Annotated in this window: 15 protein-coding genes; 9 read left to right on the forward strand and 6 right to left on the reverse strand. The window is 69.8% G+C overall.

Annotated features, from left to right (window positions below; translation table 11 throughout):
- The first annotated feature begins 62 nt into the window (after positions 1-62).
- The 4 genes from mfd to EJ105_RS27980 all read left to right on the forward strand — a co-directional run bounded on the left by mfd (position 63) and on the right by EJ105_RS27980 (position 7,422).
- Positions 63-3,572 (forward strand): transcription-repair coupling factor, encoded by a 3,510-nt coding sequence (gene mfd, locus EJ105_RS07390; protein ID WP_250165800.1) that lies wholly within the window; start codon positions 63-65, stop codon positions 3,570-3,572.
- Between the two features lie 136 nt (positions 3,573-3,708).
- Entirely contained in the window at positions 3,709-5,214 is a 1,506-nt protein-coding gene (locus EJ105_RS07395; RefSeq protein ID WP_250165801.1) for an EAL domain-containing protein, read from the forward strand.
- Positions 5,215-5,272: 58 nt separating this feature from the next.
- The gene (locus tag EJ105_RS07400; RefSeq protein WP_250165802.1) at positions 5,273-6,205 is read left to right on the forward strand and encodes an AAA family ATPase; all 933 of its coding nucleotides are present in this window, start codon (positions 5,273-5,275) and stop codon (positions 6,203-6,205) included.
- Between the two features lie 11 nt (positions 6,206-6,216).
- Positions 6,217-7,422, forward strand: coding sequence for a vWA domain-containing protein (locus EJ105_RS27980; RefSeq protein ID WP_250165803.1), 1,206 nt, complete (start codon positions 6,217-6,219; stop codon positions 7,420-7,422).
- Here EJ105_RS27980 and EJ105_RS07410 read toward each other — a convergent pair.
- Both EJ105_RS07410 and EJ105_RS07415 read right to left on the reverse strand, forming a co-directional pair.
- On the reverse strand, positions 7,385-8,251 hold the full coding sequence (locus EJ105_RS07410) for a PPC domain-containing DNA-binding protein (protein ID WP_250165804.1): 867 nt from the start codon (positions 8,249-8,251) through the stop codon (positions 7,385-7,387). The genes EJ105_RS27980 and EJ105_RS07410 overlap by 38 nt on opposite strands.
- Positions 8,244-9,338 (reverse strand): lysine-2,3-aminomutase-like protein, encoded by a 1,095-nt coding sequence (locus EJ105_RS07415; RefSeq protein ID WP_250165805.1) that lies wholly within the window; start codon positions 9,336-9,338, stop codon positions 8,244-8,246. The genes EJ105_RS07410 and EJ105_RS07415 overlap by 8 nt, the downstream gene beginning before the upstream one ends.
- A 62-nt stretch (positions 9,339-9,400) precedes the next feature.
- Between EJ105_RS07415 and EJ105_RS07420 the strand changes: the two genes are divergently transcribed.
- The 3 genes from EJ105_RS07420 to EJ105_RS07430 all read left to right on the forward strand — a co-directional run bounded on the left by EJ105_RS07420 (position 9,401) and on the right by EJ105_RS07430 (position 12,154).
- The gene (locus EJ105_RS07420; protein ID WP_029558617.1) at positions 9,401-9,724 is read left to right on the forward strand and encodes an XdhC family protein; all 324 of its coding nucleotides are present in this window, start codon (positions 9,401-9,403) and stop codon (positions 9,722-9,724) included.
- Positions 9,725-9,806: 82 nt separating this feature from the next.
- On the forward strand, positions 9,807-10,505 hold the full coding sequence (locus tag EJ105_RS07425; RefSeq protein ID WP_250165806.1) for an XdhC family protein: 699 nt from the start codon (positions 9,807-9,809) through the stop codon (positions 10,503-10,505).
- The gene (locus EJ105_RS07430; RefSeq protein WP_250165807.1) at positions 10,502-12,154 is read left to right on the forward strand and encodes an NTP transferase domain-containing protein; all 1,653 of its coding nucleotides are present in this window, start codon (positions 10,502-10,504) and stop codon (positions 12,152-12,154) included. Before EJ105_RS07425 ends, EJ105_RS07430 begins: the two co-directional genes overlap by 4 nt.
- Here EJ105_RS07430 and EJ105_RS07435 read toward each other — a convergent pair.
- Positions 12,126-12,593: a DUF488 domain-containing protein gene (locus EJ105_RS07435; protein ID WP_250165808.1), complete on the reverse strand. Its 468-nt coding sequence runs from the start codon at positions 12,591-12,593 to the stop codon at positions 12,126-12,128. The genes EJ105_RS07430 and EJ105_RS07435 overlap by 29 nt on opposite strands.
- Positions 12,594-12,798: 205 nt before the next feature.
- On the opposite strand from EJ105_RS07435, the gene EJ105_RS07440 reads away from it, so the two are divergent.
- Positions 12,799-13,971 carry a zinc-binding metallopeptidase family protein gene (locus tag EJ105_RS07440; RefSeq protein WP_029558613.1) on the forward strand — a complete coding sequence of 391 codons (1,173 nt, stop codon included), beginning with the start codon at positions 12,799-12,801 and terminating at the stop codon, positions 13,969-13,971.
- A gap of 140 nt (positions 13,972-14,111) precedes the next feature.
- Positions 14,112-15,611, forward strand: a complete 1,500-nt coding sequence (locus tag EJ105_RS07445) for an MDR family MFS transporter (protein WP_250165809.1) — start codon at positions 14,112-14,114, stop codon at positions 15,609-15,611.
- A 28-nt stretch (positions 15,612-15,639) separates the two neighbouring features.
- Here EJ105_RS07445 and topA read toward each other — a convergent pair whose 3' ends face one another.
- The 3 genes from topA to plsY all read right to left on the reverse strand — a co-directional run bounded on the left by topA (position 15,640) and on the right by plsY (position 20,640).
- Positions 15,640-18,327, reverse strand: a complete 2,688-nt coding sequence (gene topA / locus EJ105_RS07450; protein ID WP_250165856.1) for a type I DNA topoisomerase — start codon at positions 18,325-18,327, stop codon at positions 15,640-15,642.
- Positions 18,328-18,879: 552 nt separating this feature from the next.
- The gene (dprA, locus tag EJ105_RS07455) at positions 18,880-20,028 is read right to left on the reverse strand and encodes a DNA-processing protein DprA (protein ID WP_250165810.1); all 1,149 of its coding nucleotides are present in this window, start codon (positions 20,026-20,028) and stop codon (positions 18,880-18,882) included.
- 6 nt (positions 20,029-20,034) lie between these two features.
- Positions 20,035-20,640, reverse strand: coding sequence for a glycerol-3-phosphate 1-O-acyltransferase PlsY (plsY, locus tag EJ105_RS07460; protein ID WP_250165811.1), 606 nt, complete (start codon positions 20,638-20,640; stop codon positions 20,035-20,037).
- Between the last annotated feature and the right edge of the window lie 2 nt (positions 20,641-20,642).

Here is a 20,642-nt window from a genome sequence, read left to right on the forward strand (position 1 = left end):
CTTGCTCGGCTGATCTTGCCGGGCTGATCTTCCGCCCCCGCCGTCCTTCCGGAGTTCCTGTCTTGAAGCGTCCCCTGCCCATCGCCGACGTGCTGGCCGAAGGCCGGCCGCTGACCCTCTCGCGCGTCGCCGACGGCATGGAGGGCATGGTGGTCGCGGACCTCGCGCGCTCCATCGCGGCGGGCAAGAACGCACCCTGGCCGAGCCTGACGGTGGTCTGCCGCGACGGCCAGCGCATGGCGGCGCTGGAGCGGGGCCTCGCCTTCTTCGCCCCTGAGCTGGAGGTGATCTCCTTCCCCTCGTGGGATTGCCTGCCCTACGACCGGGCCTCGCCCAACGCCTCCATCGTGGCGCGGCGCATGGCGGCGCTGGCGAAGCTCGCCCGCATCAAGGGCGGGGCGGCGAGCGTGCTGCTGACCACCGTCAACGCCACGGTGCAGCGCGTGCCGGCCAAGGGGCTGTTGGCGTCGCAGTCGCTGGTGGCGGCCCCGGGCAATGCCATCGCGCTGGACGGCATCACCGAGTGGGCCGAGCAGAACGGCTTCCTGCGCACCCCCACCGTGCGCGACACCGGCGAATATGCGGTGCGCGGCGGCCTCATCGACCTGTTCCCGCCCGGACTCGACGCGCCCATCCGGCTCGATTTCTTCGGCGACACGCTGGAGAGCATCCGCGCCTTCGATCCCGAGACCCAGCGCACCACCTCCCAGCTCCGCGCGCTGGAGCTGGTGCCCATGGCCGAGTTCCAGCTGACCACCGACACCATGCGCCGTTTCCGCATGGCCTACATCGCCCAGTTCGGCGCCGCCCAGAAGGGCGACACCCTCTATGAAGCCGTGAGCGAAGGCCGCCGCCACGCCGGCATGGAGCATTGGCTGCCGCTCTTTCATGAGCGCATGGACACGCTGTTCGACTATCTGGAAGGCGGCACTTTGCTGCTCGATCCGCTGGCCGAGGAAGCTGGCGGCGAGCGCATCGCCCAGATCGCCGACTATTACGACGCCCGCCGGCAGGCGCAGGACCTCAGCGGCGGACCGATCTACAATCCGCTGCCGCCGGACCGGCTCTATCTGCAAGGCCCGGAATGGTCCAAGGCCCTCGCCGGCATGCGCCTCGCGCGCCTCTCGCCGTTCGCCGTGCCGGAAGGCGGGGCGGGCAAGGTCATCGATCTCGGCGGTGTGCAGGGCCGCTCCTTCGCGGCCGAGCGGGCGGACCAGGACGCCAACGTCTTCGACGCCGCCATCGCCCATGTCAGGGATTTGCAGAAGTCCAAGAAGGTCATCCTCGCCGGCTGGTCGGAAGGCTCGCGCGAGCGGCTCGGCACGGTGCTCGCCGACCATGGCCTGAAGGGCTGCGCCGCCATCTCCCGCTTCGACAGCCTCGCCGCCCTGCCGAAGACCCAGGCGGCGCTCGCCGTGTTCGGCGTGGAAGCTGGCTTCGAGACGCCGGACTTCGCCGTCATCGGCGAGCAGGACATCCTCGGCGACCGCCTCGTGCGCCCCAAGCGCAAGGCGCGCCGCCCGCAGGATGTGCTCACGGAACTGACCGCGCTCACCGCCGGCGACCTCGTGGTGCATGTGGACCACGGCATCGGCCGCTTCATCGGCCTGAAGACCGTCGAGGCCATGGGCGCACCCCATGATTGTCTGGAGCTGCATTATGCCGGCGGCGACAAGCTGTTCCTGCCGGTGGAAAATCTCGAACTCCTGAGCCGCTACGGCTCGGAGGAGACCGAAGCGCAGCTGGACAAGCTGGGCGGCGGCGCCTGGCAGCAGCGCAAGGCGCGGATGAAGAAGCGCATCCGCGAGATGGCGTCCGAACTCATCAAGATCGCCGCCCAGCGCCAGCTCGGCGAGGCGCCCAAGCTGGTGCCGGCCATGGGCCTCTATGACGAGTTCCGCGCCCGCTTCCCCTATGAGGAAACGGACGACCAGGAAGCCGCCATCGACTCGGTGCTGGACGACCTCGCCTCCGGCCACCCCATGGACCGGCTGATCTGCGGCGACGTGGGCTTCGGCAAGACGGAAGTGGCCCTGCGCGCCGCCTTCGCGGTGGCGCTCTCCGGCAAGCAGGTGGCGGTGGTGGTGCCCACCACGCTCCTCGCCCGCCAGCATTTCAAGACCTTCTCCGACCGCTTCAAGGGCCTGCCGGTTCAGGTGGGGCAGGCTTCCCGCATGGTGACGGGCAAGGACCTCACCGCGGTCAAGAAGGGCATTGCCGACGGCACGCTGGATATCGTGGTCGGCACCCACGCGCTGCTGGGCAAGGGCATCGCCTTCAAGGATCTCGGCCTCGTCATCGTCGACGAGGAGCAGCATTTCGGCGTCGCCCACAAGGAGCGGCTGAAGCAGCTGCGCGCCGAGGTGCATGTGCTGACGCTGACCGCCACGCCCATTCCCCGTACGCTGCAGCTGGCCATGACCGGCGTGCGCGAGCTTTCCATCATCGCCACCCCGCCGGTGGACCGCCTCGCGGTGCGCACCTTCATCACGCCGTTCGATCCGCTGGTGGTGCGCGAGGCGCTGCTGCGCGAGCGCTATCGCGGCGGCCAGAGCTTCTATGTGGTGCCGCGAATCGAGGACCTCGCCGAGGTGCGGGAGTTTCTGGCCGCCTCGGTGCCCGAGGTGAAGGTGGCGGTGGCCCACGGCCAGCTCGCCGCCGGCGCGCTCGAAGACATCATGACCGCCTTCTACGATGGGCAGTATGACGTGCTGCTCTCCACCACCATCGTGGAGAGTGGCCTCGACGTGCCCAACGCCAACACGCTCATCGTCCACCGCGCGGACATGTTCGGCCTCGCCCAGCTCTACCAGCTGCGCGGCCGCGTCGGCCGGGCCAAGGCGCGCGCCTATGCCATCTTCACCGTGCCCGCCACCAAGCCGGTGACGGTGCAGGCGGAACGCCGGCTGAAGGTGCTGCAATCCCTGGAGACGTTGGGCGCTGGCTTCCAGCTGGCGAGCCACGACCTCGACATCCGCGGCGCCGGCAACCTCTTGGGCGACGAGCAGTCCGGCCACATCAAGGAAGTGGGCTACGAGCTGTACCAGGAGATGCTCCAGGAGGCGATCGCCCACATCAAGGCCGGCATCACCGACTATGTGGACGACAAGTGGTCGCCCAACATCACCATCGGCATGCCGGTGCTGATCCCCGAGGATTACGTGGCCGACCTCCACGTCCGCCTCGCCCTCTACCGGCGCCTCGCCGATATCCAGGACGATGCCGAGATCGACTCCTTCGGCGCCGAACTGGTGGATCGCTTCGGCCCCACGCCGGAGGAGGTGGGCCAGCTGCTGAAGCTCACCCAGATCAAGGCGCTGGCCCGCAAGGCCAATGTGGAGAAGGTGGACGCCGGCCCCAAGGGCGTGGTCCTCACCTTCCGCGGCAACGAGTTCTCGGACCCCTCGGGCCTCGTGAAGCTCATTGCCAACGAGGGCAATCAGGCCAAGGTGCGCCCCGACTTCAAGGTCGTGTTCCTGCGCGACTGGCCGAACGCCGAGCACCGGCTGAAGGGCACCCTCACCGTGCTGAAAAAGCTCGCAGATCTTTCCGCACGGAAAGGATTAGCGTAGTTTCAGGTGTTCTGGTACATCCCGGATCAATTACAACGTGGCCTTGGTTTGGAGAAACAAGTTCCACTAGGGGTGGTGATGCGGGATGGGGGACGTGCAGTCTTGGCGCCGGCGCCTCTGGCCGAAACATCTCGAGATGATGGTGCCTGTCGTGTTCGTCGCGACCGTCTGCCTCGTCGCGGCCGTCTATCTCATGCTCGACTTCCAGAGGATGAGATCGGGGGTCGTCCAGCGCTACCACACGCAGGCTCTCAACCTCGCCCAATGGACCGACCGCAACCTCGACCGCCTTGCGGGTCTGGTGCGTGATGCTGCCGGCCGCTCAAAAGATCTGTGCAGCCCGGAAGGTGTTCGGGGCCTAAGGCAGCAATTGGGCACGGCGCCCCTGCTGAATGTTGAGTTCCAGGGGCGGCAGGGCGACGCCTGTACGGTGCGGTCGGCGGTTTCCCTGGACGAGTTGTGCGCCGGAATGTCGGATCGGGACCCGGTGCAGATACCTCTGGACCTCGGTGACGGTCGCAGGCTGCTGCTCGATCTCAACGGGGCCTGCCTCCTTGAAGCGGTGGTCCCGCCGGAGGCGGACGAGGGCGTCCGGCATCGCCTGCTCTCCGTCCAGTTGGGCCGGTCCATGTCAGCGACGCCGCAGGACGCGGGCGACGCGACCGTTGCCGGCGTCCTGTCCATGTTCGTCTCGCCCGTGGAGCTCAAGGCTCAGTCGCACAAGTGGCCGGTGGTGGTTGTCATCAACGTGCCGGAATCCAGCCTGGTCCACCAGTGGCTGGCCACCGTGCCGCTACAGCTCAGCCTGATCTCGGGGTTGGGGATCGCGCTGTGGTTCGGTCCCATGTCTCTGGTGCGGCGGCGTCTTTCGGTGGAGGGGCAGGTGCGCAATGCCCTGCGGCGCGGGGACTTCTTCCTCGCCTACCTGCCTTTGGTGGATGTGGCGTCGCGCAACTGGGTGGGAGCTGAAGCGCTGTTGCGCTGGCGGCATGCCCGCCACGGCGTGCTGATGCCGAACTCTTTCATCCCCTGGATCGAGACCAGCCCCCTCATCCATGACACCACGCGGTGGGTGTTGCTGCAGGCGGCGCGGGATCTCTCCCATATGTCGCAGAAGGTTCCCGATTTCTCGCTCGCCGTGAACGTGCCGCCCGTCCAGTTCAGCGACACGCGCCTCGTGCAGATGGCAGACGAGGCTTTCGGCACGCGCCCGCTGGCGCTCTGCCAGGTGGTGTTCGAGCTGACCGAGCGCCAGGCGCTCGATTATGACGCGCCGGCCCTCGGCGAGGTGCTGCGCAGCCTGCGCCATCGCGGCGCGCAGATCGCGGTCGATGATTTCGGCGTCGGCTTCTCCAATCTCGCTTTGCTCGGCATGATCGAGGTCGATTTCGTCAAGATCGATCGCTCCTTCCTGCGCGAGGAGGCGTGGACCGAGCCGCACATGCTGGAGGCCATGGTGCCGCTGCTGCGCGACCTCGGCGTCCTCATCATCGCCGAAGGCATCGAGACCGAGCGGCAGCTTGAACGCGTCCGCAATTGCGGCATCCGCTTCGCGCAGGGCTTCCTGTTCTCCCGCCCGATCGAGCTTGAGGCGCTGCTGGACGGGCTGCCGGCGCTGCCTGCGCCAGCCCATCCGGCCTGACCGACGACGGGGCTTGCCCCCGCTTGGCCGGTTTCCCGCCCCATGCTCTACTCGCGCCATGACCGCAGACGCGACACGGGGCGCCTTGCCCGGCTCCATCGACGACACCGGCCGGCTGCTGGCCGGGCAGGGCTATGTGGCCGACCGGGCGCTCTCCACCGTCGTCTTCCTCGCGCTGCGCATGGGCCGCCCGCTGCTGCTGGAGGGCGAGGCCGGCGTCGGCAAGACCGAGGTGGCGAAGGCGCTGGCCGCGGCCCTCGGGCGCCGCCTGATCCGCCTGCAATGCTACGAGGGGCTGGACCTTTCGGCCGCCGTCTACGAGTGGAACCACGCCGCCCAGATGATCGCCATCCGCCTCGCGGAAGCCGCCGGCGAGAGCGACAAGGGCGCCATCGCCGCCGACATCTTCTCCGACCGTTACCTGCTGCGCCGCCCCCTTCTGGAGGCGCTGGAGCCCCATGCCGAAGGCCCGCCCGTCCTGCTGGTGGACGAGCTGGACCGCACGGATGAAGCCTTCGAGGCCTTCCTGCTGGAAGTGCTCTCCGACCATCAGGTGACGATCCCGGAGCTGGGCACCATCAAGGCCGCCGCCCCGCCCATCGTGCTCCTCACCTCCAACCGCACGCGGGAAATCCACGACGCCCTCAAGCGGCGCTGCCTCTATCACTGGGTGGACTATCCCGACGCCACCCGCGAGATGGCGATCCTGCGCACCCGCCTGCCGGACGCCCCCGCGCGGCTCTCGGCCGAGGTGGTGGCCTTCGTGCAGGCGCTGCGCAAGGAAGACCTGTTCAAGGTGCCCGGCGTCGCCGAGACGCTGGACTGGGCCTCCGCGCTGGTGGAACTGAACGCGGTGTCGCTCGATCCCGGCCTCGTGGGCGACACGCTGGGCGTGCTGCTCAAATATCAGGACGACATCGCCCGCACCGACGCGCCCCGCATCGAGCGTCTCATCGAGGAGGCGCGGCAGGCCTCGCGCGCGGCGGAGTGAACGGGACGTCTGTGACCGCTGCGACCGCCGCCGAAGACGGGCGGCTCGCCGAGAACATCGCCTGGTTCGGCCGGGCCCTGCGCGCCGCCGGCCTGAAGGTGGGGCCGGGCCGCATCCTCGACGCGGTGGCGGCGGTGGAGATGGCGGGCGTCGGCGCGCGCGAGGATTTCTACTGGACGCTCCACGCCCTCTTCGTGTCGCGCCACGAGGACAGCGTGGTGTTCGATCAGGCCTTCCGCCTGTTCTGGCGCCGTCGGGCGCATCAGGAACGGCTCATCGCCATGCTCTCGCCGGTGGCCGTGCCGCAGCGCGAGCAGAAGCGCGAGAGCGTGCTCCGGCGGGTGGAGGAGGCGCTGTTCGCCGGAGTCGGCACCGAGCGGCAGGTGGAAAAGCCCCGCGTGGAGGTGGAGGCGCGCCTCTCCGCCTCCGTCGAGGACGTGCTGCGCACCAAGGATTTCGCCCAGATGTCTGCCGCCGAACTCGCCGAGGCGCGCCGCCGCATCGCGCAATTGCGGATGCCGGACGACTATGCCCGCACGCGGCGGCTCATCCCCGACCCGAAGGGCCGCCGGCTCGATCTGCGCGCCTCCCTACGCGCCGCCGTGGCGACGGGCGGCGACCTCGTGCTGCTGAAGCATCGCGGCCCGAAGGAGAAGCCGCCGCCGGTGGTGGCGCTGGTGGATATCTCCGGCTCCATGGCGGATTATTCCCGTCCCATCCTCTCCTTCCTCCATGCGCTCGGGGCGCGGCGGAAGGTGTCCGTCTTCCTGTTCGGCACGCGCCTCACCAATGTCACCCGGCAGCTGGCGCGGCGCGATCCCGATGCGGCGCTGGCGGCCGTCTCCGCCTCGGCGCGGGACTGGGCGGGGGGCACCCGCATCGCTGCCTCGCTGCGCGCCTTCAATGTGGAGTGGTCGCGCCGGGTAACGGCGCAGAACCCTGTCGTTCTGCTGTTCACCGACGGTCTGGAGCGGGAGGTGGACGATACGCTGCCCGGCGAGATGGCCCGCCTCAAGCGCTCCTGCCGCCGGCTCGTCTGGCTCAATCCGCTTTTGCGCTACGAAGGGTTCGAGCCGAAGGCGCAGGGCGTCGCCGCCATGCTGCCGCAGGTGGACGAGATGCGTCCCGTCCACGACCTTAAAAGCCTGGAAGGCCTTGTGACAGCCCTGTCCGGCCCCCTCAGCCGGCGGTCTCTTCCACCGCCAGCTCGAAGGTGATGAGAACAGGGTTTTCCCCCCGCACCAGCCGCCCCTCGGCGAGCACGCCGGAGAGGCCGATGAGGGAGAGGGAGATGTCGGCGACCAGCGCGCCCGTCACATCGGGGGCGATCACGCCGTTGGTCACGAACACCTCGGTGGCATAGTCCTCCACCTCCGGCGCATCATGGAAGCGCGCGCCGATGATGCTGCCCACCCCGCCGCGCAGCCGCCCGCCCTTGAAGCCATGGCGGCGGCAGATGTCTTCCACCGCGCCGAACAGCTCCGTGTTGGGCCGCACCCGCGCGAAGGCGATGCGCGGGCCATCGGCCGGAGCGTTCACGGCATGGGGGGTGAAGAGGGGGAAGTTGGTCTCGGGATCGTAATCGGCTGATGTCTCCACCTCGGCGGCGCCATAGGCGCGGGCGCGGATGGGCTCGGCCACGACCGCCTCGTGGGGCATCACATGGCCGCCGTGGCGTGTGCCGTCCGGCTCGATCCAGAAGGCATGGCAATGGATGAAGGGCGCGCCCTCCTTCCGGCCGAAGGTGACGTTGCCGCGCTCCAGCTTGGTCACGCCCTCGGGGGAGAAGGCGCGGCTGTACCATGCGGCGTGGGTGTCGTCGGGCGAGGCGGCGGGCATCACATAGGTGAAGGGGCCGAAGGCGCCGCCGGAAATCTCTACCTGCGCCGCGCCCATTCCGGCGTCCAGCAGCGGCCCGCAGATGGCGGCATTGATGGTGAGGCCGGGCTGGAGGGTGAAGTCCAGCACCTTCAGCGCACCCACCGCGCTCTCGATGCGCTGGGGGGCGACCGGCCCGGGCTGGGTGATGCGGCGAAGCTCAGCCATTTGTTCCCTCATCGGCATAGGCGTGCAGGCCGCCGCAATTGTCGCTCACCTGATAGCCGCCCTCGGTCGCGGCCAGATGGCCCGGCGTGAGCGGCACTTTCCCGGCCCCGCCGGGGATATCGAGCACATAGGTCGGCTGCGCGATGCCGGAAAGGCGCCCGCGCAGCGCCCGCACCAGCGCCTGCCCCTCGGCGATGGGCAGGCGGAAATGGCCGGTGCCGGGGGCGAGGTCGGGATGGTGCAGGTAATAGGGCTTCACCCGGCATTCCACGAGGGCGCGGAATAGCTCGGACAATGTCTCGACGCTGTCGTTCACCCCACGCAGCAGCACCGTCTGCGACAGCAGGGGAATGCCGGCATCGGCGAGCCGCGCCAGCGCGGCGCGGGCGGCGGGCGTCAATTCCCGCGCATGGTTCACATGCACCGCCACATAGGGCGTGAGGCCTGATGCCTTGAGCGCGGCGACGAAGGCCGGCGTCACCCGCTCCGGCGCGGCGATGGGCACGCGGGTGTGGTGGCGCACGATCTTTACATGGGGGATGGCGGCAAGCCGCCCCACTACCTCGCCCATGCGCCGCGCCGAGAGCATGAAGGGATCGCCACCGGTGAGGATGACTTCCCAGATCTCCGGATGCCCGGCGAAATAGGCGAACGCCTGCTCCAGCGCATCGTCCGACAGAAGCGAGGCCGCACCCGGCCCCACCATCTCGCGGCGGAAGCAGAAGCGGCAATAGACGGCGCAGACGCCCACGATCTTCAGGAGCGCCCGGTCGGGGTAGCGATGCACCACGCCCGGCACGGGGCTATGGGCGTCGTCGCCGATGGGGTCGGCCAACTCCTCGGGGCGCACCTTCAGCTCGGCGGCATCGGGCACGAACTGGCGGGCGATGGGGTCGGCGGCGTCCGTCATGTCGATGGCGGCGGCCAGCGTGGGCGTCACCGCCACGGCATAGCGGGCGGCCACCTGTTCCAGCGCGGTGCGCGCGTCCGGCGCGGCGAGGCCGGCGCCGATCAGGTCGTCGGCGGTGCGCAGCGTCCCTTGATCGCGGGCGGCCAAGGACACAAGTTTGTTGAGAGGGTTCGGCATCGGCTCGGCGGACAGCTATATGGGAAGCCTGCCGGGATGCCAAATCGATACGGGAGCCGCCCATGGACGTGACCGACAGCGATGTTCTCGCCGCCGCCGAGCGCTGGCGCCGCGAGGGCCGGGGGGTGGCCATCGCCACCGTGCTGGAAACCTGGGGCTCGGCACCGCGCCCGGTGGGCAGCCGCCTTGTCATCGATGCGGAGGGCAATTTCCTCGGCTCGGTCTCCGGCGGCTGCGTCGAAGGCGCGGTGGTGAGCGAGGCGGCGGAGGTGATCGCGGCAGGCAGGCCGCGCACGCTGGAATTCGGCGTCGCTGACGAGACCGCCTGGAAGGTCGGCCTCTCCTGCGGCGGCAAGATCGCCGTCTATGTGGAGCCGGTGGACTGAGCACACCGGGCGGTGACGCAGGCCGTCAAGCGTTATATTCAGTGGGGAAGATGATCCGGATGCTCCCTGAGGGAGGACCACCATGCGTCTCGACCTGCTCGCGGCCCTGAATGCGGAACGCGCCGCCCGCCGCGCGGCGGTCGTCGTGACCGAGCTTGCCACCGGTGCCCAAAGGCTCGCCACCGCCGCGACCCTCGCCTCCGATCCGCTGGCGCCGGAGATCGCGGCGGCGCTGGCCGAGCGTCGCAGCGGCAAGGCCGGGGAGGGCAGCGTCTTCCTCGCGGTGGATGTGCCACCGCCCCGGATGCTGGTGATCGGCGCCGTCCATATCTCCCAGGCGCTGGCGCCCATGGCGCGGCTCGCCGGATTCGACCTGACAATTCTCGATCCGCGCACCGCCTTCGCCACCCCCGAGCGCTTCCCGGATGTGCCGGTGATCGCCGAATGGCCGGAGGAGGCGCTGCCGGCCTACGGGCTCGATCCCTTCACCGCGCTGGTGGCGCTCACACATGATCCGAAGATCGACGAGCCGGCCATCGCCGCCGCCCTTCGGGCCGAGTGCTTCTATGTGGGCGCGCTCGGTTCGCGGCGTACCCACGCCAAGCGCGTGGAACGGCTCGCGGCGGCGGGGCTGTCCCAGCAGGCCATCAGCCGCATCCACGCGCCCATCGGCATGGACATCGGCGCCTCCAGCCCGGCGGAGATCGCGGTCGCGGTGCTGGCCGAGGTGATCCGCGCCCTGCGCACCGGTGCCAGCGCCACGGCGGGAGCGGCGGCGTGAGATTTGGCCCCCTGCCGCTCGCCGAGGCCGAAGGCGCCGTCGCCGCCCATTCCGTGCGGCTCCCCGGCGGCACCATCAAGAAGGGCACCCGCCTGACGGCGGCCGACATCGCCCGTCTCGCGGCGGCCGGCATCGCCGAGGTGGTCGCGGCGCGCATGGAGCCGGGGGATGTGGCCGAGGATGCCGCCGCGCGTCGCCTCGCCGATGCGGTGGCGGGCGCCAACGTGCGGCCCGACACGGCCTTCACCGGCCGCGCCAATCTCTACGCCGCCGCCGCCGGCGTCCTGCGGATTTCGGATGCCGCGCTGGACGCCTTCAACGCGGTGGACGAAGCCATCACCCTCGCCACCCTGCGCGACTTCAGCGCGGTGGCGGCCGGCGACATGGTGGGGACGGTGAAGATCATCCCCTATGCCGTCCCGGGTGCGCTCGTGGAGGCGGCCGCCGCGGCGGCACAGGGCGTGATCGCCATCGCGCCGTTCCGGCTGAAGCGCGTGGCGGTGCTCTCCACCCTGCTGCCGGGCCTCGCCGACAAGGTGGTGGCGAAGACGCTCGCCGTCACCCGCGCCCGCCTCGCGATCGCCGGGGCCGAGGTCATCGCCCACCAGACCCTGCCCCATGACACGGCGGCCCTCGCCGCCGCACTCAAGGAGGCGGTGGCGGACGGTGCGGAACTGGTCATCGTCTTCGGCGCCTCCGCCATCGCCGACCGCAACGACGTGATCCCCGCGGGGCTCGTGGCGGCGGGCGGAGAAGTCCAGCGGCTGGGCATGCCGGTGGACCCCGGCAACCTCCTGATGCTGGGGCGGCTTGGCGCCGTGCCGGTGCTGGGCGCGCCGGGCTGCGCGCGCAGCCCGAAGGAGAACGGCTTCGATTTCATCCTCCATCGCCTCCTCGCCGGGCTGGAGGTGAGCGCCCGCGACATCGCCCGGCTCGGCGCCGGCGGGCTGCTGCAGGATATCGCCGCCCGCCCCCATCCCCGCGCAGAGAGCGACGAGGCGGAGGACGGGTTCGCCGCCGTCATCCTCGCCGCCGGCCGCTCCTCGCGCATGGGGGAGGGCATCAACAAGCTGCTCGCGGAAGTGGGCGGACGGCCGGTGATACGCCGCGTGGCGGAGGCGGCGCTGGCCTCCCGTGCGCGGCCGGTGATCGTCGTGACTGGGCACGAGCGCGGCCGCGTGGAGGCGGCGCTGGCGGGTTTGGAGGTCGTATTCGTCCACAATCCCGATCATGCGACGGGCATGGCCTCCTCGCTGCGCGCCGGCATTGCCGCAGTGCCGGAGACGGCGGCCGGCGCGCTGGTGGTGCTCGGCGACATGCCGCTGCTCGCGCCCGGCCTGCTCGACCGCCTGATGACGGCCTATGCGCCTGCTTCGGGTCGGCTCATCGCGGCGCCGGTGGAGGGCGGGCAGCGGGGGCATCCGGTGTTGTGGTCGCGCCGCTTCTTCGCCGAGCTGGCGGCGCTGGAGGGGGATGTGGGCGCCCGCGCCATCCTCGCCGCCAATGCCGAGCTGGTGGCGGAAGTGCCGGTCGCGGCGGAGGAGGGCGCCTTCCTCGACGTGGACACGCCGCGCCTCCTCGCCGAGGCGCGCGAGGCCGCCGCCAAAGGTGAGCGGCAGCTCAGAACGGCGCCGGCTGAAGGTGCGTGACGCCGATGTCCAGCCGCTCGCACAGGAATTGCGCGAGCCGCAGCCGGTGGCACCCCTCCACATGGCGCTCGAAGCACATGAGACAGATGCGCCGGCCCTGCGCCAGCTCGGCCAATTCCTCCAGCGCCGCCTTGGCGGGATCGGTGGCGAGGTGAGCGTCGTAGATGCGCATCAGCGCGTCATGGTCGCCGCTGCGCGCCGCGAGCCGGCCCTCCTTGGGCGTGCCCAGCGTCCTGAGGTGGACATAGGCGACGCCGTGCTCGGCAATGCCCGCCGCCAGCGCCGTCTTGGAGAAACCCGGCCGGCGTGACGCCGCGACGGCGCGCACGTCCACCAGCAGGCCCACCTTCGCCTCATCCAGCGCCGACTGGAAGGCGGAGGGCGTAGACTGCTCGTAGCCGATGGTGAAGAGGGCGGTGGGGGCTTTGCGGCTGCTCATGAAGGGATCATGCCGCGCGGCGGACGACCCGTCATCCCCGCCCAGAGCGCGTTTCGCAGGCGCGAAATGGACTTGAGCCGGGGAAAGGCTCACTTTCTTGCCTGAGCCAGCGGTGAACGGGGAACCGCGCGGCGCTTCTCGGGTTCAAGAGCCACCCGGGCGGGCGTCGTACAAGGACGGCCGCTGGCTTGGGGGGAGACCCATCATGCGCCTGTTTCGCTGTGCCGCCTGCGATCAGCTCCTGTATTTCGAAAACCGCCGCTGCGAGAAGTGCGGCCACGATCTCGGCTACATCCCGCAAGCCAACGCTCTGGTGCCGCTGGAGCGCGAAGGGGATGCCGAGAGCAGCGTGTGGCGCGCCATCGGTCGCGGCGGCGAGCAGCGCTACCGCTTCTGCGCCAATGCGGCGTTCGATGCCTGCAACTGGCTGATGCCGGCGGAGGAGGAAGGCGAATTCTGCCTCGCCTGCCGCCACAACCGCACGGTGCCGGACCTCACGGTGCCGGAAAACCTGCGCAAGTGGCGCAAGGTGGAGGTGGCAAAGCACCGGCTCATCTATTCCCTCCTGCGCCTCAACCTGCCGCTGGAGAACAACGAGGACCGCGAGGGCGGCCTCTGCTTCGACTTCCTCGCCGACGATCCGGACGGCTCGGCCCCGAAGATCATGACCGGCCACGACGAGGGCCTCATCACCATCGCCCTCGCGGAGGCAGACGACGCCGAGCGCGAGCATCGCAAGGGGGAGCTTGGCGAGCTTTACCGGACCCTGCTCGGCCATTTCCGCCACGAGACGGGGCATTATTACTGGAACCGGCTGGTGCGCGACGCCGGTCGCCTCCAAGCCTTCCGCGCCCTCTTCGGCGACGAGACGGTGGATTATGGCGAGGCGCTGCAGGCCTATTACGCCAATGGTCCCAAGCCCGACTGGCAGATGAACTATGTCTCGGCCTACGCCACGGCCCACCCGTGGGAGGACTTCGCCGAGACGTTCAAGCACTACATCCACATCGTGGATACGCTGGAGATGGCGGGCGCCTTCGGCATGCGCGTGCAGCCGCGGCTCGACCGGACCGGCGAGCTGGGCGCGGAGGTGGATTTCAACCCGTATCGCGCCTGCGCCATCCAGCAGATGGTGGATTCCTGGCTGCCCATCTCGTTCGCGCTCAACAATCTCAACCGCTGCCTCGGCATGTCCGATGCCTATCCGTTCATCCTCGGTCCGGGCGTCATCGAGAAGGTCGGCTTCATCCACAGCCTGGTCCACCGGCAGGTGGAAGCCGATCCCGTGCCGGAGACCGTCACCGAGGAGGTGCCGCCGGGCCGTGGCGAGAATGCCGCCGATGCGCCGGAGGGCAGCCCGATCGCCGCAGTCGCGTAAGGCGTCGGCGGGGTGCGCCTTCACGCACTCGTGAAGCTGGGCGGGAGCGGATGGGGGTGCCCCATCCGTCCCGTCGGCCTTGCAATCGGATGGCAACGGGCGACCCATGGTCGTCCCTCCGCCGTCGTTCGATTCCCCCGATGAACCAGATCGATCCCCAGTCGCCCCACGCTTCGTCAGGGGCGAAGACCCCACCCAGCCACGCCGAGATCCGCCGCATCATCTTCGGCCTGATGCTGGCCATGCTGCTGGGCGCGCTGGACCAGACCATCGTGGCCACGGCCCTGCCGACCATCGGCGATGCGTTCGGCGACTTCGCCAACCTCTCCTGGGTGGTCACCGCCTATCTCCTGACCGCGACGGTGGCGACGCCGCTCTACGGCAAGCTGAGCGACATCCACGGGCGGCGGGTGATGCTGCTGACGGCTGTCGCCGTGTTCTCGGCGGCTTCCGTGGCGTGCGCGCTGGCGCCGAACCTGCTCGCCCTCATCATCGCGCGGGCGGTGCAGGGGCTGGGCGGCGGGGGCCTCATCTCCCTGTCGCAGACCATCATCGCGGATCTGGTCTCGCCGCGGGAACGGGGGCGCTATCAGGCCCAGATCGCCGGCGTGTTCGCCGCCTCCAGCATTGCCGGTCCGGTGCTGGGCGGCCTGTTTGCGCAATATCTCAGCTGGACCCTCATCTTCTGGGTCAACCTGCCCATCGGCCTTGTGGCGCTGCTCATCACCGAACGGCGGCTGCGCGACCTGCCGCGCCACGAGCGCCGCCATGCCATGGACTATCTGGGCGCGGCGCTGATGGCGGTGGCGAGCCTGATGCTGCTCCTCGCCCTCGGCTGGGGTGGTGTGCGTCTGCCCTGGGGCTCGCCGCCCATCCTCGGCCTGTTCGCCGGCGCGGCGGTTTTCGTTGCCCTGTTCATCTGGCGGATGCGGTGGGCGGAGGAACCGTTCCTGCCCCTCGGCCTCCTCGCCGACAAGGTGGTGGGCTGGGGCATGATCGCCTCGTTCCTCGCATTCGGGGGAATGGTCGGCCTGTCCATCTTCGTGCCGCTCTATTTCGAGACGGCGCGCGGCCTCTCCGCCACCCAGTCGGGCCTGGGGCTCATCCCCTTCATGGGCGGCGTGGTGATGGGGGCCGTGCTCTCCGGGCGCTCCATGGCGCGCCTTGCCCATTACAAGCGTCCGGCCCTCGCCGGGCTGACGCTCGCATCCGCGGGACTCCTCGCGATCGGTCTGGTTCCGGCCATGCCGCTGGCGCTGGCCCTGGCGCTGTTCGTCGTCATCGGCCTGGGCTTGGGCACGGCGCTGCCGGTCTGCACGGTGTCGATCCAGAACGCAGTGCAGCCGCATCTGATGGGCACCACCACGGGCGTCATGACCTTCTTCCGCCAGCTCGGCGGGGCGCTGGCCGTGGCCGTGCTTGGCGCCGTGCTTCTCGCCGCGCTGGCCACGGGCGGGGCGGCGGATATCGAGACCCTGGCGCGCAGCGCGGACCCGGCGCGCCTCGCAAGCGCGTTCAGCCGAGTGTTCCTCACCATGACGGTGGTGGCGGCGCTGGCGGCCGTGGCGCTGGCGTTCCTGCCGGAGCGGCCGCTGCGCACGTCGGTCCACGCCAGCGAGGGCGAGGGCAGCATCGTGTGATGCTGCCCCGGCCGGAACGGCGCGGCGCCTATTCGGCCGCGTCGGGCTTGCTTGCGGCTGCCTTCTTGGCGGCGGGCTTCTTGGGAGCCGCGGCTTTCGTCGCCGGCTTTTTGGCCGCCGGCTTCTTCGCGGCGGCCTTCTTCGGCGCGGCCTTCTCGCCATCCGCCGAAGCCGCCTTGCGGGCGCCGCCACGCGCGGGCTTGGCCGGCGAAGACGCCGCCTTGGCGTCGATGAGCTGCACCGCCTGTTCCAGCGTCAGCGTTTCGGGATCGGTGGACTTGGGCAGGGTCGCGTTGACCTTGCCGTGGTTCACGTAAGGCCCGAAGCGGCCCGGCCGCACGGTGATCGGCCCGCCCAGCGTCGGATGATCGCCGACGACCCGCCCGGCCGGCGTGCCGCCGCGCCCACCACGACCCTTGGACTGCTTCTCCGCGATCAGCGCCACCGCCCGGTTGAGGCCGATGGCGAGGATGTCGTCGCCGTCCTCGATGTTGGCGTAGGTGCGCCCGTGCTGGACATAGGGTCCATAGCGCCCGATGCCGGCGAGGATGGGCTCGCGATCCTCCGGATGGAGGCCGATCTCGCGCGGGAGGGCCAGCAGCTTCAGTGCGGTTTCAAGGTCAACGTCCGCCGGGGCGAGGCCCTTGGGCAGCGACGAGCGCTTGGGCTTCTCGCCTTCCTTGCCCTCTCCGAGCTGGAGATAGGTGCCGAAGCGGCCGGAGCGGATGGTGACTTCCTCGCCCGAGTCCGGATCAAGGCCGAGCACGCGGGTGCCGTCGCCTTCCTGCGCATTGTCGCCGGTGAGCGGACGGGTGTGGCGGCACTCGGGGTAGTTGGAGCAGCCGATGAAGGCGCCGAACTTGCCCATCTTCAGCGAGAGCCGGCCGGTGCCGCAGGTGGGGCACAGGCGCGGGTCTGTCCCGTCCTCGGTGGGCGGGAAGATGTGGGCGGTCAGCATCTCGTCGAGGGCGTCCAGCACCTGCGACACACGCAGGTCCTTGGTGGCCTCGATGGCGGCGTGGAAATCCTGCCAGAAGGCGCGCAGCACCTCCTTCCAGTCGAGTTCGGCCGCGGAAACCTCGTCGAGCTTCTCTTCGAGGTCGGCAGTGAAATCGTATTCCACGTAGCGCTTGAAGAAGCTTTCGAGGAAGGCCGTGACGAGCCGGCCCTTGTCCTCCGGCACCAGCTTCTTCTTGTCGAGCTTCACATATTCGCGGTCGCGCAGCACCGCGAGCACGGCGGCATAGGTGGAGGGGCGGCCGATGCCCAGCTCCTCCATGCGCTTCACCAGCGAGGCTTCCGAATAGCGCGGCGGCGGCTCGGTGAAGTGCTGGGTGGTGTTGATGTCGCGCTTGGCCAGGGCCTCGTTGGCACTCATGGCCGGAAGGCGACGGCTCTCCTCGTCGTCGTCCTCGTCGTCCTTGCCCTCGCGGTAGAGGGTAAGGAAGCCGTCGAACTTTACCACGGTGCCGGTGGCGGTTAGGTCCAGCGTGCGGGCACCGGCTTTCGCCTCGATGTCCGCCGTGGTGCGCTCCAGCTCGGCCGATTCCATCTGGCTCGCGACCGTGCGGATCCAGATCAGCTCATAGAGCTTGGCCTGCTCGCCATCGAGATAGCGGGCCACATCCCGCGGATGACGCGACGGGTCGGTGGGCCGGATGGCCTCGTGGGCCTCCTGCGCGTTCTTGGCCTTGGTGGTGTACTTGCGCGGCACGCCGGGCAGGTACTTCGGCCCGAACTGCTTGCCGATGGCATCGCGGGTGGCGGCGACGGCCTCGGGGGCCATGTCCACGCCGTCGGTTCGCATGTAGGTGATGAGACCCACCGTCTCGCCGCCCACGTCCACACCCTCATAGAGGCGCTGGGCGATCTGCATAGTGCGGGCCGGCGCGAGGCCGAGCTTGCGGCTCGCCTCCTGCTGCAGGGTGGAGGTGGTGAAGGGCGGCTGGGGATGCCGCTTCATGGGCTTGGCTTCGACCGAGCGCACCCGGAACGCCGCGCTGTCCAGCGCTTCGCGGAAGGCCTTGGCCTCCTCCGCCGTGCCCACCGAGAGGCGGGTGATCTTCTTGCCGTCGGCGCCGGAAAGGCGGGCCTCGAACTCCTCGTTCCGCGGCGTCGCGAGCCGGGCGAGGATGGACCAGTATTCCTTGCGGACGAAGGTCTCGATCTCCCGCTCGCGGTCGCAGACGAGGCGCAACGCCACCGACTGCACACGGCCGGCGGAGCGCGCGCCGGGCAGCTTGCGCCACAGCACGGGGGAGAGGGTGAAGCCCACGAGATAATCGAGGGCGCGGCGGGCGAGATAGGCGTCCACCAGCGCCACGTCGATATCGCGCGGCGCCTTCATGGCTTCCAGCACCGCCTGCTTGGTGATGGCGTTGAAGACCACGCGCTCGACCTTCTGGCCCTTGAGCGCCTTCTTCTGCCGCAGCACCTCCAGCACGTGCCAGGAGATGGCCTCGCCTTCGCGATCCGGGTCGGTGGCGAGGATCAGGCCATCGGCCCCCTTCACGGCGGCGGCGATCTCGTTGAGCCGCTTCTGCGCCTTGGGGTCCACGTCCCACAGCATGCGGAAGTCGGCGTCCGGATCCACCGACCCGTCCTTCGACGGGAGGTCGCGAACGTGGCCGTAGGAGGCGATGACCTCGTAGCCGGGACCGAGATATTTGTTGATCGTCTTCGCCTTGGCCGGCGATTCGACGATGACGACCTGCATGACGAACCGTGTCTCAATCAAGGGCCGCCGCCCCATTGCGCGGCCTTGGAAAGGGGAGGGAGCATCCCGCGATACCGTTTGGTATCCCGGGAGCGAAGCGTGAAGCTCCGGCTCCGATGCCCGGCGTCTGATCGCGATCGCTCACCCCAGCAAGAGGATCGCGACGCCGAGAGCGCCGCAACATGGGGAGCCAAGGGGCGCCTGTCAAATGGTGCCCCCCTTCAGGCTCAGCCGCCGGGTTTGATGAAAGTACAACCCAGAGTATGTTTCAATATCGAGCTCAATCTTTAAGACCAGTCTCAGATACCAACCGGGGCTTGGAACCGACATGACCGAACGGTCTCCCGTCGACATCGCCGACGATGCGGCCGCGACGGCTGCCTATGTCGCCGCCATTACCGCCGAATTGTCACGTCTCGCCCGCAACCACGGGTTCAGTACCCTCGCCTTGTGCTCGATATGGCGCGTCAGGAGGCGCGCGCGTTGGCCGACAACGTATCGTCCCGCGGACCGGGGAGCACCGACGCCGAGCGGCGGTGAGCCGCTCCGCCCCTATTTGAGCGCAACCCGCCCGGTGCCCGGGCGGTCGAGGCGTCCGGCAAGCTCAAGCTCCAGCAGCACGATCTGGACTTCCGCGACCGTGCAACCGGACAGGCGGACCAGATCGTCGGTCGGCGTCGGCACCGGGCCGAGCAGCGAGATCACGCGGGCACGTGCATCGTCCCCCGGCGTGACCGGCCCCGCCGGCACGAACGGCGCCTCCGCCTCCACCACCGGTTCCTCGCGCCGCCCGGCGATGGGGGTGAGCACCTCGATCACATCGGCGGCCTCGGTGACGAGGGTCGCGCCGCGCTTCAGCAGGCGGTTGGTGCCGCCCGCACGGGGATCGAGCGGCGAGCCGGGCACGGCGAACACCTCGCGCCCCTGCTCGGCGGCGAGCCGCGCGGTAATCAGCGAACCGGAGCGCTCCGCCGCCTCCACCACCACGACGCCGAGGCTCATGCCCGAAACCAGCCGGTTGCGGCGGGGAAAGTCGCGGGCGCGAGGCTCCCAGCTGATGGGCATCTCGGAGACGAGGGCACCGGTCGAGGCCACCTTGTCCATCAGGCCGAGATTTTCGGGCGGGTAGGGCTTGGCCAGCCCGCCGGCGAACACGCCCACCGTGCCCCCGTCGAGGCTCGCCTCGTGGGCGGCCGCATCGATGCCGCGCGCGAGGCCGGACACCACCACCCAGCCACCCGCCGCGAGGTCACGGGCGAGGCGCGCCGCGAAGGTGCGGCCGGCGGCCGAGGCGTTGCGGGCGCCGACGATGCCGACCATGGGCCGGCGCAGGACCTCGGCCTCGCCGCGCACGGAGATCAGCGGCGGCGCATCGTCGAGGGCGGCGAGGGCAGGGGGATAGTCACGCTCGCCGAGCGCGACCAGCCGGGCGCCCATACGGGCGTGCGCCTCCATCTCGGCGTCCGCCTCGGCGATGGTGGGCGTGTGCGGCGGCATCAGCCGTCCGCCGCGCCGGGCGAGGGAGGGCAGGGCCTCCAGGGCCGCCCCGGCACCGCCGAACTGGTTGATGAGGGCGCGGAAGGTGCGCGGGCCGACATTCTCGGTGCGGATCAGCCGCAGCCAGTCGCGGCGCTGCTCTGGCCCGAGCAATTCGCCCTTCGACGGCCCGCTGGCGGGACCCTGTGCCCTGCCCCGCGCCATGTCGCCTCAGCCCTTCGCGCCGATCTTGCCCTCGGTGCCTTCCAGCAGCCGGCGGATGTTCTCGTGGTGCTTCAGCCACAGCAGGATGGCGAGCACGGCGAGCAGCACGGCGAGATTGTTGTGCCCGAGGCCCATGGCCGCGATGACCGTGGCAACCGACGCCATGAGCGCGGACAAAGAGGAATAGCGCGTGAAATAGGCCGCCCCCAGCCACACCACCGCGAAGGCGATGGCGGCGGGCCAGAACAGCCCGATGGTGACGCCCAGGAAGGTCGCGACGCCCTTGCCGCCCTTGAAACGCAGCCAGACCGGCGCGATGTGGCCGAGGAAGGCGCCGACCGCCGCCGCCATGGCGGCCGTCTCTCCGGCGAAATGGCGGGCGACCAGCACGGCCGCAGTGCCTTTCAGCGCGTCCAGCACAAGGGTGGCGGCGGCGAGATCCTTGCGACCGGTGCGCAGCACATTGGTGGCGCCGATGTTGCCGGAGCCGATGGTGCGCAGGTCCTTGGTGCCGGCAAATCGCGTGAGGAGGAGCCCGAACGGGACCGAGCCGAGCAGGTAGCCGAACGCGAGCGCGATCAGCAGCACGAGCGCGGGCGGGGTATCAGGCATGC

Source organism: Xanthobacter aminoxidans, assembly GCF_023571765.1.
GTDB classification, from domain to species: domain Bacteria; phylum Pseudomonadota; class Alphaproteobacteria; order Rhizobiales; family Xanthobacteraceae; genus Xanthobacter; species Xanthobacter aminoxidans.

Excerpts from the sequence above, each read along its gene's own strand:
- EJ105_RS07395 (WP_250165801.1), top strand. The coding sequence starts at position 3,709 with ATGATGGTGCCTGTCGTGTTCGTCGCGACCGTCTGCCTCGTCGCGGCC.
- EJ105_RS07400 (WP_250165802.1), top strand. The coding sequence starts at position 5,273 with ATGACCGCAGACGCGACACGGGGCGCCTTGCCCGGCTCCATCGACGAC.
- EJ105_RS07410 (WP_250165804.1), bottom strand. The coding sequence starts at position 8,251 with ATGGCTGAGCTTCGCCGCATCACCCAGCCCGGGCCGGTCGCCCCCCAG.
- EJ105_RS07415 (WP_250165805.1), bottom strand. The coding sequence starts at position 9,338 with ATGCCGAACCCTCTCAACAAACTTGTGTCCTTGGCCGCCCGCGATCAA.
- EJ105_RS07420 (WP_029558617.1), top strand. The coding sequence starts at position 9,401 with ATGGACGTGACCGACAGCGATGTTCTCGCCGCCGCCGAGCGCTGGCGC.
- EJ105_RS07425 (WP_250165806.1), top strand. The coding sequence starts at position 9,807 with ATGCGTCTCGACCTGCTCGCGGCCCTGAATGCGGAACGCGCCGCCCGC.
- EJ105_RS07435 (WP_250165808.1), bottom strand. The coding sequence starts at position 12,593 with ATGAGCAGCCGCAAAGCCCCCACCGCCCTCTTCACCATCGGCTACGAG.
- EJ105_RS07440 (WP_029558613.1), top strand. The coding sequence starts at position 12,799 with ATGCGCCTGTTTCGCTGTGCCGCCTGCGATCAGCTCCTGTATTTCGAA.
- EJ105_RS07445 (WP_250165809.1), top strand. The coding sequence starts at position 14,112 with ATGAACCAGATCGATCCCCAGTCGCCCCACGCTTCGTCAGGGGCGAAG.
- topA (WP_250165856.1), bottom strand. The coding sequence starts at position 18,327 with ATGCAGGTCGTCATCGTCGAATCGCCGGCCAAGGCGAAGACGATCAAC.
- dprA (WP_250165810.1), bottom strand. The coding sequence starts at position 20,028 with ATGGCGCGGGGCAGGGCACAGGGTCCCGCCAGCGGGCCGTCGAAGGGC.
- plsY (WP_250165811.1), bottom strand. The coding sequence starts at position 20,640 with ATGCCTGATACCCCGCCCGCGCTCGTGCTGCTGATCGCGCTCGCGTTC.